The sequence below is a fragment of the Undibacterium sp. Tian12W genome (genome assembly GCF_049339405.1).
GTDB lineage: Bacteria > Pseudomonadota > Gammaproteobacteria > Burkholderiales > Burkholderiaceae_D > Undibacterium.
Genome location: NZ_JBMPPK010000002.1, coordinates 219,152 through 230,531, shown reverse-complemented (window position 1 = coordinate 230,531; position 11,380 = coordinate 219,152). Strand labels below are relative to the sequence as shown.

Annotated in this window: 10 protein-coding genes; 5 read left to right on the top strand and 5 right to left on the bottom strand. The window is 51.4% G+C overall.

Annotation, left to right across the window (positions count from 1 at the left end; translation table 11 throughout):
• Window positions 1-90: 90 nt before the first annotated feature.
• Window positions 91-1,119, bottom strand: coding sequence for an aldo/keto reductase (locus ACO0LI_RS03090; RefSeq protein ID WP_422952474.1), 1,029 nt, complete (start codon window positions 1,117-1,119; stop codon window positions 91-93).
• A gap of 217 nt (window positions 1,120-1,336) precedes the next feature.
• Here ACO0LI_RS03090 and ACO0LI_RS03085 point away from each other — a divergent pair, with 217 nt between their 5' ends.
• Both ACO0LI_RS03085 and ACO0LI_RS03080 read left to right on the top strand, forming a co-directional pair.
• Complete coding sequence (locus ACO0LI_RS03085; RefSeq protein ID WP_423030759.1) at window positions 1,337-1,975, top strand: TetR/AcrR family transcriptional regulator; 639 nt, start codon at window positions 1,337-1,339, stop codon at window positions 1,973-1,975.
• A gap of 214 nt (window positions 1,976-2,189) precedes the next feature.
• Window positions 2,190-3,524, top strand: coding sequence for an alpha-amylase family glycosyl hydrolase (locus ACO0LI_RS03080; protein WP_423030757.1), 1,335 nt, complete (start codon window positions 2,190-2,192; stop codon window positions 3,522-3,524).
• Window positions 3,525-3,570: 46 nt separating this feature from the next.
• On the opposite strand, the gene ACO0LI_RS03075 is transcribed toward ACO0LI_RS03080, so the two are convergent.
• The 4 genes from ACO0LI_RS03075 to ACO0LI_RS03060 form a co-directional block, all read right to left on the bottom strand.
• Complete coding sequence (locus tag ACO0LI_RS03075) at window positions 3,571-5,769, bottom strand: C1 family peptidase (RefSeq protein ID WP_423030755.1); 2,199 nt, start codon at window positions 5,767-5,769, stop codon at window positions 3,571-3,573.
• A gap of 189 nt (window positions 5,770-5,958) precedes the next feature.
• The gene (locus ACO0LI_RS03070; RefSeq protein WP_423030753.1) at window positions 5,959-6,918 is read right to left on the bottom strand and encodes a foldase protein PrsA; all 960 of its coding nucleotides are present in this window, start codon (window positions 6,916-6,918) and stop codon (window positions 5,959-5,961) included.
• A gap of 214 nt (window positions 6,919-7,132) precedes the next feature.
• Window positions 7,133-7,633 (bottom strand): SRPBCC family protein, encoded by a 501-nt coding sequence (locus tag ACO0LI_RS03065; protein ID WP_423030751.1) that lies wholly within the window; start codon window positions 7,631-7,633, stop codon window positions 7,133-7,135.
• Complete coding sequence (locus ACO0LI_RS03060) at window positions 7,626-8,009, bottom strand: ArsR/SmtB family transcription factor (protein ID WP_423030749.1); 384 nt, start codon at window positions 8,007-8,009, stop codon at window positions 7,626-7,628. Before ACO0LI_RS03060 ends, ACO0LI_RS03065 begins: the two co-directional genes overlap by 8 nt.
• Before the next feature lie 279 nt (window positions 8,010-8,288).
• Here ACO0LI_RS03060 and ACO0LI_RS03055 point away from each other — a divergent pair, with 279 nt between their 5' ends.
• The 3 genes from ACO0LI_RS03055 (at window position 8,289) to ACO0LI_RS03045 (ending at window position 11,371) form a co-directional block, all read left to right on the top strand.
• On the top strand, window positions 8,289-9,944 hold the full coding sequence (locus tag ACO0LI_RS03055) for a M20/M25/M40 family metallo-hydrolase (RefSeq protein WP_423030747.1): 1,656 nt from the start codon (window positions 8,289-8,291) through the stop codon (window positions 9,942-9,944).
• A 106-nt stretch (window positions 9,945-10,050) separates the two neighbouring features.
• Window positions 10,051-10,602, top strand: a complete 552-nt coding sequence (locus tag ACO0LI_RS03050) for a hypothetical protein (protein ID WP_423030746.1) — start codon at window positions 10,051-10,053, stop codon at window positions 10,600-10,602.
• 55 nt (window positions 10,603-10,657) lie between these two features.
• Window positions 10,658-11,371, top strand: coding sequence for a hypothetical protein (locus ACO0LI_RS03045; protein ID WP_423030744.1), 714 nt, complete (start codon window positions 10,658-10,660; stop codon window positions 11,369-11,371).
• Window positions 11,372-11,380: the final 9 nt, after the last annotated feature.

Sequence of the window (11,380 nt, the reverse complement as noted above, 5' to 3'; positions counted from 1 at the left end):
GATGGTGCCAGTTCATCAAAGCTGAAGTGATAGTTCAAAAACCCCCGCCCTTGCGGGGGTTTTTGTTTGCGCTGACAGTTTTATGTTTGCTCAGGCAGCTGCGCGTTCTGCATCTGGTCTGCGGCGCAACCTGACCTGGGTAATTGCTGGCGGGTTGTAGGCTGCGTGTAAGGGGCCAACATCAGTTCCCGGTGCGACGATCTGGTCTATTTTATCCAGTACTTCATGACTGAGCGCAACACCCGCACCTGCCAGCAGGTCATCCAGTTGTGCCATCGTGCGCGGCCCCAGGTTGGCCGAGGTTACACCGGGGTGGGCAATCGCAAATGCCATCGCCATATGCGTCAGTGATAATCCTGCTTCCTGCGCGACGATGATCAGTTGTTCAACAGCGTCCAGTTTGCCTGCATCCGTCATATAGCCGGGATTGAAACGCACGCGTGCGCTATCGGTTTGCTGGCCCTTGCGATACCGGCCAGTCAGCAAACCCATGGACAAGGGGCTCCATACCATCACGCCCATGCCATACTTTTCGCAGGTCGGCAGCACTTCTCTTTCTATGCTGCGGTTGAGTATGGAATAAGATGGCTGCTCGCAACGGAAGCGTGCCAAGCCACGCTTTTCTGCCACCCATTGCGCTTCCACGATGTCAGAGACCGGGAAGGTGGATGATCCTATGGCCCGTATTTTTCCTGCGCGCATCAGGTCGCTCAGTGCCGACAGGGTTTCTTCTATGTCGGTGTCTGGTGCTGGCCTGTGTATCTGGAACAGGTCTATGTAATCGGTCTGCAGGCGGCGCAGGGAATCCTCCACTGCACGCACCAGCCAGCGTCGTGAATTGCCTTGCTGGTTGGGATCCGTGCCCATAGGCAGATTGGCCTTGGTTGCCAGCACGACATGATCACGGCGGCCCTTGAGCGCCTTGCCAACGATCTCTTCCGACTCTCCATGGCTATAGAAATCTGCCGTGTCGATAAAGTTAATACCAGTGTCGAGCGCCTTGTGGATGATGCGGATCGAGTCTTCATGATCAGTATTGCCGACGGCGCCAAACATCATTGCGCCCAGGCAGTAAGGACTGACCTTGATGCCGGTTTTTCCTAGCGTACGGTATTGCATATGGTTTATTCCTGTAGTTGAAAGAATTAAATGAACCAGTTAAATGAATCAGTTAAATGAGTTCTGATGACCGTCGACGAAATCAGCGTGCTGAGGGGTAAAATAGAACATTGTTCCGGATTAATCGGATCAATGTTCCGTTTTATTATACGGAACGATGTTCCGAATTTCAAGAAAAGAATAAAATTGGAAATAAAAATGGAAGTGAAAAGTGGAAATGAATAAGCTCGCTCCTGGAGCAAGTAATGAAAACGGCTGGAATGAAGAGCAAAAACCCAGGCGCGTGCGTGCAGATGCACAACGCAGTACGGATGCCTTGCTGGAGGCGGCCCTGGAAGTGTTTGACACTTCTGGTGTAGATGCGCCGGTGCGCGAGATTGCCCAGCGCGCAGGCGTGGGTGTCGGCACCCTTTATCGCCGCTTCCCACAGCGCTCAGACCTGGTTATTGCGGTGTTCCGTCATGAAGTGGATGCCTGTGCCGACGCTGCACCCGTGCTGGCAGCTGAATATGCGCCTGGTGAGGCTGTCGCGCAATGGATGCTGCGTTATGTCGATTTCATCGCCGCCAAACGCGGGCTGGCGGCAGCGCTGCATTCGGGTGACCCGGCATTCGCCGTTTTGCCTGCCTACTTCCAGCAGCGCCTTGAGCCAGCGCTCAGCAGTTTGCTTGATGCGGCAGCAGCGGCAGGTGACATGCGCGCAGATATAGCACCTTATGATTTGCTGCGGGCAGTCGCCAATTTATCAACAACGACGCAGGAAGGCGGGCCAGAACATGCGCGACGCATGCTGGCTTTGCTGGTCGATGGTTTGCGTTATGGCGCCAGACCCGCCACTGGTGCAGGCAAAGTGTAGGTAATAAAATAAATCATGGTATGTATTTTAACTACATTTAAATGTTTGCTCTGTTATCCTGCTTTTGATTGACATGATATCGTTTTCAAGAAACTTACAGATAGTAATCATTGATTTTAGAAAAGACTGATTAGGAATTTTCATCTTTATTTTCTTGATGCGCATTTTTTATTGATGTATCTTAACTACATAAATTAAATAATGAGACGAAATCATGAAAAAACTAGCTGCCCTGGCTCTGCTGGGATTGATATCCCTTCCGGTGCTTGCACAAACCACCAGTACGGTAAGACATCCTGCCTGGAGCAAGAATGCCGCGATTTATGAAGCAAATATCCGCCAGCATTCACCAGAGGGCAGTTTCAAACGTTTTCAGGAATACTTGCCTGAACTGAAAAAGATGGGGGTAGGCATTATCTGGATCATGCCTATTAATCCCATAGGTGAAAAAAACCGCAAGGGCACTCTGGGCAGTTATTACGCCGTGCGTGATTACAAGGGTATCAATCCCGAATTTGGTACGCCGACTGATTTCAAAAATCTTGTCGATGCCGCCCATGCGCAAGGCATGAAGGTCATCATAGACTGGGTTGCCAATCACACTGCCTGGGACCATCCCTGGGTTACCTCTCATCCTGAGTATTATCTGAAAAATGACAAAGGCGAATTTGTCCCGCCTGTGGCTGACTGGCAGGATGTCATCAAGCTTAATTATGCGAACAAGCAATTGCGCGCAGAGATGATAGATGCGTTGAAATTCTGGCTGACTGAATATGGTATTGATGGTTATCGCTGCGATGTTGCCGAGATGGTGCCTACTGATTTCTGGAACGAAGCGCGGGCAGCATTAGATAAAGTAAAACCAGTTTTCATGCTGGCAGAAGCCGAGGCCGCAGACTTGCATGAAAAAGCCTTTGACATGACTTATGCCTGGCAGCTTAAGGACTTGTTTGGCGAGATCGCCAAGGGCAAGAAAAACGCCAATGATCTGGCTGCCTATATGGCAGGACCAGAAAAGAAATTCCACCCTAATGCCTACCGCATGCTGCATACCTCCAACCATGATCTCAATTCATGGGAAGGTACCGAGTTTGAACGCCTTGGTGATGGCGCAGAAAATTTTCTGGTCTTGTCGAACCTGCTGAAAGGCATGCCCTTATTGTATGCAGGTCAAGAGGCTGGTAATACCAAACGCCTGGAATTTTTTGAGCGTGACCCCATCAAGTGGCAAGACCATCCATACAAGGCAATTTATACCAAGCTATTCCATTTAAAAAAATCCAATCAGGCTTTGTGGAATGGTACCGACGGTGCAGAGCAGGTGCGTATAGCCACATCGAATGATGCATCCATCTATGCGTTTTCACGCAGCAAGGCAGGTAATCAGGTCGTGGGTATTTTTAATCTGAGCGGGCAAGCACAAAGCTTCAGCCTGAACCAGTCAGTTGCGGCTGGACTCAGCAATCTGTTTAGCGGCAAGAAGGAAACGCTTAAATCAGGCAAGAAAATTGAACTCAAGCCTTGGGAATACAAGGTCTTGGTCAAGTAAAAAACATGACAAGCCGCGACACACAATCGCCGCGGCTTGTGCAAGTTTAATAATCCAAATCCACAACGGGTGCAGGCAAGGCATCTGTTGTATCCAGACCCAGGATATGCGTCAGGGTTTGCGAAACCACATTTATGTCATTATCAAAGCTGCCATGCGCAAGCGGGATCAGGCGCTTGCCGCAATTGACGTGACTAGCATCGATGATGTGCAAATTGCTCCTTTGCTCGGCCGTCAGCCCCTTGCCATCTTCAGCAAAATCACTGGGCAATTTTTTGCCCCAGTAAAATTTATTCCAGCTCTTCAAGGTGGCTAGAGTGGATTCATTCCATTGCCCTTCTGCCAGTTTGTCACCGTTGAAGTAGGCAGCATCGAGGCTGGCAGCCATGCCCAGCAAGGGGGTTTTATGGCGGGTTTCAAAAGCGCGGGCCACGAGGTAGAGCAGGGACTTACGATAAACCAGATAGACATTGTCAGTGCGCTCGCGCCTGTCTGACATCAGATGCAGGTGAAAATTCTCGCGTGCCAGTATGCCGCTTTCCATGGCCGGGCGATAAGTGCTTTCTGCAAATTCCAGGCTACAAGCCGGTGCGTACAGACTGCATGTGCTGACTGCCAGTTTGCGTGCGGCCAGCAAGCCCAGTAAATGACCCAGAGCTATGGAACCGGCTGAGTGGCCTATCAGATGGATTTCCAGCTTGCCCTTGCCCAGCTCCCTGCTTAATTGTTTCAGGCGTTCGGCGATTGCCAGCAGGCCGCGTGGTGGATCATCATCTTCTGTAGCCAGTGCTGCATTTTGCTTCATCTGCATCCACTGCGATTTGCCACCTATGCTGGCTGCGAGGTTTTCTATCGTGCGGTCCATGACATCAACGGCTGTATTCTTGAGCTGCTCCAGCCAGTCGCTGGAGACTACCGAGCCAGTCAGGTAATCCCGCAATTTATCCTTGAGCACGTCACCCATGGTTTCTGTGAGTCCGGTTTTCCAGGTGATGAAGACAGGGTAAATACCGTTTGCCAGGAAACTGGGTGCCATAGCGGCAATGCGCTTGAGTGACTCAGCTTCACTACTAAGGCCACCATGGGCATACAGGGCAAGTTTCAAGACTTTGTTTTTGCCGTGTTGTTTGAGCCAGGCTTGTGGTGCCTGCACCAGGACTTTTTCTACCGTTGCTGCGGCATCGGCAACTTCGAGCAATCTTTGTATCAGGCCACCATCATTGCCCATGACCACGGTCAGGCTGTAAGCCTGATCCATGCTGAGCACTGCGTGGCCAGGCTTGCCTGCAGGATGAGCACCGTCGGGCAGCAGGGCTGAGCCACTGGCCTTGAAGGCAGCAACAGGCGGGATATTCGCCTGAGGTGCGAGCTGTTTTTCAGCGCGGGTACGGTTCACCGCATCAACATAGCGCACGGGCACGCCCAGGGATACGGTCCAGGCATCTGTACCATTTACCAGCCAGTCGTCATAGGTGATGATGGCGAAGCCTTGCAGACCCCAGTCTGCACCCCAGGAGTTTTGCACGACAAAACCCTGGTCGGTATAACCGAGCAAGGCAAAGGCATGGCCACCGGCTTTGACCTCGCTAAAATTGACCACAGGCAGTTGCTCCAGCTTGCTGAAGCTGCTTGCTTTTGATGTCGCTACCTCGGCCCAACCCTGGTGCAGTTTGCATGAGACATAGATGGCACCAATCTCCAGGATGGCAGCCTGCATGTCGGTAATCGATGTTTTATCTATTCGGTAATACACGCCAAGCGCACGGCTCAGTGCGTCTTTTTCCCAGCCAGGCTTTGGCGCTTCGAAGGCTGGTACTTGATCATTTTTATTGACCGTATAGGGCCACAGTGCACGGCTGCAGACACCATGTTTGTGCCAGCCCTTGAGTGCACCACGACAGCTGGAGCCCAGATAATCCTCACCCGGCCATTCGTCATACAGTTGCGCGAGGTGGTAGATCATGCGCGGGCTGCTTTCCTTGTTGCTGGTGTCGCGCAGCCAGAACAGGTAATTGATGACGGCTGCCAGACCAAAACCGGTACAGGCACCGTCCGAGCCCTGGTTCAAAATCATGCCTGCCTTGATGTAGCTCGCGAGCTGGTTCTTGATGAAGCCGCTGTCTGGGTAGGATACTGGCAGGTTCAACACGCGGGGCGTGTAGATGCGGTCGCGGATATCAAGGCGATCAGGACGCGCATCCAGAGCCAGTTCGCTGCCGTTGAAAGGTATGGTCTGGGCTGGCATGCAGGCCTCCTGGGTCAGTATGAGGGATTTTTATGGGGATATTGCTTGAAATATTAGCAAGAATAGTGTCTCAGGATTTATTTGGCTTGGCAATAGTTCAATGAGTGGGGATATCTGGAAAAACCTGCAGGCAAAGAAAAAGGCCGCCAAGACTAGCTTGACGGCCTTTTGCCCAAAAATTACTGAGGCTTATTTTTTCGCTGCGTCAGCAGGAGCAGGAGCAGAAGTAGAAGCAGAAGCAGAAGCAGATGCTGCTGCAGAGGCTGCCGGTACGACTGTTGGTGTGACAGTCAAAGGTGCGCCTGATGCTGCTGGTGCAGAAGCTGCAGCTGGTGCTGGTGCTTCCTTGATTTCTATCTTGGCTTTGGCCTTGATGTCATCCAGCATTTTCATCAAATTCTTCTGTTGCAATTGTTGAGTCAGGCCAGCCTTGACATCATCCAGTGAAGGGAGGGAGATAGGACGGGAATCATCCAGTACGATCACGTGATATCCAAATTTGGACTTGACTGGTTCTTCAGTGAATTTACCTTTTTCCAGTTTGCTCACTGCTGCGCCAAATTCAGGCACCATGTTTCGTGTGTCAAACCAGCCCAGGTCACCGCCATTGGCTTTGGAGCCAGGATCTTCAGACTTGGCTTTTGCCAGACCGTCAAAGGATTTGATGTCTTTACCGATCTTGGCGATGATGTCCTTGGCTTCTTCCTCAGTTTTCACCAGGATATGACGGGCTTTGTATTCATTGCCACCATTTTTTGTTTTGAAGTCTTCGTATTCTGCTTTCAGGGCTTCGTCCGAGACTGTTGCTGTCTTGATGTAATCCTTGACATAGGCGCTGGCCAGAATGGACTGACGTGCCATTTCCAGCTGATTGACCACTTCAGGTGTCTTATCCAGGCCTTTGTTAGTGGCTTCCTTGGCAACCAGGAGCTGTTTGGCCAGATTTTCGATGATCATCTTGCGTGTTTCTGGTGTATCAGGCATGCCTTGGGCAGCTTGCTGCTGCATGAACTGATCCACTTGTTTCTTGCTGATAGGCGTGCCATCGACAGTGGCAGCAACATCGGCGCTGTCGGTCTTTTCATTACATGCACTGAGTACGAACATGGCAAGCACGCTAGCCAGGACGACACGGGACTTAATTGACATACACATTCCTTCAATATTGAGCTGACTTTGCAGCAGATATCATGCCTGTCGGCATACGACGATTTAAAAAATGACGCTGAATTCTACTCGTGATTTTACCTGACATGCTAGTTATTCACTTTTACTTACCAAATTTCCATGAAAAACGGCTGTCACTAGCCTTTGCCAGAGACAGCCGCAGTCTGTATCAGCCATTCTGAAGCAGTTTGAAATATCAGAGACTGGCGAGGTAGGCCTGCAATTGATCCAGCAGAGCGCCAAAACCCTGGTCCATGCTGGCAAAGCTGTCGTGGAAGACGTTTCTTTCTTCTTCAGTGGCATTATCAAGCAAGGCCCAGCGTATCGTGAGTTGCGTGCCCCCGGCATGCTCATCAAAACTGATGGTCGATAAAATCTCCAGTGGCCAGGCCGGGCTCATGGGGTGGTGTGCCAGATTGCCGGCCTCATCTGAAAAGCTGTGGTGATACACCAGTTTTTCAGGGCTGATTATTTCCTTATAAACAAATTTAGCCCACATCATGCTGCCATCGGGGCCACGCATGCCAAAGTGGTAGCTGCCGCCTACGCGTAAATCCATGCTGGACTGGACGACTGTAAAGCCTGTCGGCCCCCACCATTTCGCCAGATGGTCACCCTCGCTAAAGGCGGTAAACACCAGTTCACGAGGTGCCTTCAGGATACGGGTGATCAAAAAATCCGGTTTATTTTCATTCATGCTGTCCTCCCTTCGGTGTCGGTGTAGGTGTAGGTGTAGGTGCTGGCTTAGCTGCTGTTTGCAACTCTTGCAGATAGATTTCCAGCCTGTCCAGGCTTTGCTCCCAGAACTGGCGGTATTGCTCGACCCAGCCGTAAGCTTCTTTGAGCGGCCTGGCCTGTAACTGGCATGGCCGCCACTGGGCACTGCGGCTGCGCGTGACCAGGCCTGCGCGCTCGAGCACCTTTAAATGCTTGGTGATGGCAGGCAGGCTCATGTCAAAAGGCTGTGCCAGTTCACTGACCGAGCTTTCCCCTGTGGATAAACGGGCCAGTATGGCGCGGCGGGTAGGGTCGGCTAGCGCTGAGAAGGTCTTGCTGAGGGCATCTTGCTGCATGGTGGTGACTGCTTTATTTAACTACTTGGTAAAATAAGACAAATTTATCACTATGTCAATTTGGATTTGAGCAAATTTTCGAGGTATTTCTGTTAAAAATAAGGAATATTTCTTAAAAGCACTGAAGTCATGGAACAAATTCTCACTTACCCACTCCAAGCTTGGCAGCTTGCACTGGTGTAAGAATAACAAGCCAGACAGGCAATAAAAAACGATGCACACCAGTTCTAGCCTATCCGGCCAAAGACTCTTACAAGCGTACCCCGACAGGAGACATGAATGCGTATTTTGCAGGTTTTATGTGGCACAGCCCTCATCGCCACCAGCTTTAGCGGCCAGCTTGCGCTTGCCGCCAGCGAAGAAAAAATCGACCTCGACCTGATTACCAAATTGCGTGACGAGGCCATGAACCGCTCCAAGGCGCAAGAAATACTGGGCACACTCACAGATGAAATCGGCCCACGCCTGACCGGTTCGCCCGCCCTGCGCAAGGCAGGTGACTGGACCCGCAGCAAATTCGGAGAATGGGGCCTGCAAAATATCCACAGCGAAAGCTTTGCCCCCTTTGGCCGCGGCTGGACGCTGGAAAAAACCACCCTGCGCATGGTTGCGCCTTCGCAAGTCGATCTGTATGCCATCCCCAAGGCATGGACGCCAGGCACTAACGGACTGCAGCGTGGCAAGCTGATCATCGCAAAAATGGTAGCAGATGAGGATTTACCAAAATGGAAGGGCAAGTTGGCCGGTGCCATCGTCTTGCTCGATGAACCTTTGCCGATCAAACCGCATGTGAAGGCAGATGCGCACAGGTATACACATGAAGAACTGAGTGAGCTCAGTAAAATCGATTTCGAGCCATCAGCCTCCCGCCGTGGCGATATACAGACTTACCTGAAGCGTTTTGCATTCGCCAAAAAACTGCGTACCTTCCTGGCAGAAGAAAAAGCCCTGGCTGCCCTGAATGTGACCCGTGGCGAAGATGGCACCATCTTCGTACAGGAAGGCGGCTCGTACAAAAAAGATGAAGTGACCGGCCCGCCAACCCTGGTCGTTGCCAGCGAAACCTATAACCGTCTGTATCGCCTGGTCGACAAGAAAAAAGATGTGGAACTGGAAATTGACGTCAAAGCCACGTTCAGCGACGAAGACACGGAAGCTGCCATCAATGTACTGGCAGAAATCCCTGGCACAGATAAAAAAGACGAAATCGTCATGCTCGGCGCCCATCTGGATTCCTGGCATGGCGGCACTGGCGCCACCGACAATGCCGCTGGCGTTGCCATGGCGATGGAAGCTGTGCGCCTGTTGAAGGCGACTGGTTTCAAGCCACGCCGTACCATACGCATCGCCCTGTGGGGCGGTGAAGAACAAGGTTTGCTGGGTTCGCGTGCCTATGTCAATAAATGGATCGCATCCCGCCCTGAACCGACCGATCCGAAAGAACTTGAGCTACCGACTTTTGCACGCAAACCCACCGGGCCGCTCAGCATCAAACCCATGCACAGCAAGATTTCTGCCTACTTCAACCTAGATAATGGCGGCGGCAAGATCCGTGGCATCTATGCAGAAAACAATGCGACCTTAAAACCGATATTCGATGCCTGGCTGGCACCATTCAATGATGTCGGTGCTACGACAACTACGCTGCGCAATACTGGCAGCACCGACCATGTGAGCTTCGACCGCGTTGGCGTACCGGGTTTCCAGTTTGTCCAGGATGATATGGATTACTTCAGCCGCACCCATCACTCCAGTATGGATGTGTATGACAAGGTACAAAAGAGCGACCTGACCCAGGCTTCGATGATACTGGCGAGTTTTGTTGCCCATGCTGCCAACCGCAATGACATGCTGCCGCGCAAGCCTATGCCAAAAGATCCACCGCCAGACGAGAAGAAAGACGACAAGGCAACAGAAGAGACAGCGGCCAAATAAATAATACAGATACTTCACACTTTATTCTTTCAAAAAGGCCATTTGCGCTTAGTCTTCCCGAACAGGAATACAATGCGCCTGTGGCCTTTTTTGATTGAGACAAGAGATGAGTGAAGTTAGCCTGACCAGCGTGGAAGATATTCCCGATAACCTGGCCGAGATATTGCCAGTGGGCATGATCGCCGGTGGAGGCGTGGCAGCACTGGCCATGGCAGCAGTAGCCAACCGCAAGTTTCTGGCGGCCCAGCCTGCAGAACAGCAAAACAGCGGCTGGCAGGCATTCCACTATGAGCGCATTTCTGCAAGCGAATTTGAAATCACAGGCGGCATCGCCGATCCAAGTTCAGGCGGTAAAAAATTTCATGGTGCGCATGACACGGTCATCATTACCGAGGCCGATGTTCTGGCTGAAATGCAATTGATGCTGCCGCCAGCAGCAACGCCAGCTTTAGCGCATGCCACTACGACTCTGGCTCAACCCGTCGCCACCATACAAGGCACAAATGCAGCGAATGTACTCAAGGTGATTTTTACTTTGCCGGATGATGAGTTGGGGCGCCAGAGAGTCTTGCGCGCTTTTCAATTACAGGCCGATTTCTTTGGCGCAAAAGTTCAGGCTTGCTCATTACATGATGTCAGCGTGTTGAAGCTGGATTAAGCTGGATTAAGTTGGATCAAGCACCTTGACAACGCGTACTTTTTTAAAATGGCTGATGACATTCGGCCTTTGCCTCTTGCTATACGCGATATGGCGACGAGACGTACTGCCACCTCCGGCCGAATTGAACAATGTGCTGTTGAATGAACCGGTACAAACCAAGATAGAACAAACCGCATTTGAGGTCAGCAGAGGTGGTGTCGATTACAAGGTGCAGCCCTTGTATGACTATGACCTGGTTGGTCTGGTCGTCAGCAGACATGACACCAGCACAGGCTGGGATTACCTGCACCGCGAATGGAACGACCATTTGAATGTCATGGATATCTGTGTCATCTGGGGTAATAATGCACGCAATGGTTCTTACAACGATATCAGTTTTTCCAGTGGCCAGTTCACCTGTAATTTCCGGGCATCGACAGCAGAAGCATTTGCCGCATTTGACCAGACTGCCATTTCGAATAATCATTTGCTGACCGATCAGCCAGGGTTGGCAAAGATCATGCAAAAAGTCGAGATCGGCGATCAGATTCATCTCCGTGGTCGCCTCTCCGAATATTCACACAACCATGGTTTCGCTTTCAAGCGCGGCACCAGCATCGTCCGCACTGACACCGGCAACGGCGCCTGTGAAACCATTTTTGTGGATAGTTTCGAAATACTCAAAAGCAGTGGTCAGACATGGCGCAAGCTGGTGTGGCTTGCGGCCTTTATGCTAGTCGCCAGTATCGTGGGCTGGTTTATGCAGCCTGTACGGTTTAATCATTGAGGTATTGCC

Excerpts from the sequence above, each read along its gene's own strand:
- ACO0LI_RS03085 (WP_423030759.1), top strand. The coding sequence starts at position 1,337 with ATGAATAAGCTCGCTCCTGGAGCAAGTAATGAAAACGGCTGGAATGAA.
- ACO0LI_RS03060 (WP_423030749.1), bottom strand. The coding sequence starts at position 8,009 with ATGCAGCAAGATGCCCTCAGCAAGACCTTCTCAGCGCTAGCCGACCCT.
- ACO0LI_RS03075 (WP_423030755.1), bottom strand. The coding sequence starts at position 5,769 with ATGCCAGCCCAGACCATACCTTTCAACGGCAGCGAACTGGCTCTGGAT.
- ACO0LI_RS03090 (WP_422952474.1), bottom strand. The coding sequence starts at position 1,119 with ATGCAATACCGTACGCTAGGAAAAACCGGCATCAAGGTCAGTCCTTAC.
- ACO0LI_RS03070 (WP_423030753.1), bottom strand. The coding sequence starts at position 6,918 with ATGTCAATTAAGTCCCGTGTCGTCCTGGCTAGCGTGCTTGCCATGTTC.
- ACO0LI_RS03055 (WP_423030747.1), top strand. The coding sequence starts at position 8,289 with ATGCGTATTTTGCAGGTTTTATGTGGCACAGCCCTCATCGCCACCAGC.
- ACO0LI_RS03050 (WP_423030746.1), top strand. The coding sequence starts at position 10,051 with ATGAGTGAAGTTAGCCTGACCAGCGTGGAAGATATTCCCGATAACCTG.
- ACO0LI_RS03080 (WP_423030757.1), top strand. The coding sequence starts at position 2,190 with ATGAAAAAACTAGCTGCCCTGGCTCTGCTGGGATTGATATCCCTTCCG.
- ACO0LI_RS03065 (WP_423030751.1), bottom strand. The coding sequence starts at position 7,633 with ATGAATGAAAATAAACCGGATTTTTTGATCACCCGTATCCTGAAGGCA.
- ACO0LI_RS03045 (WP_423030744.1), top strand. The coding sequence starts at position 10,658 with ATGACATTCGGCCTTTGCCTCTTGCTATACGCGATATGGCGACGAGAC.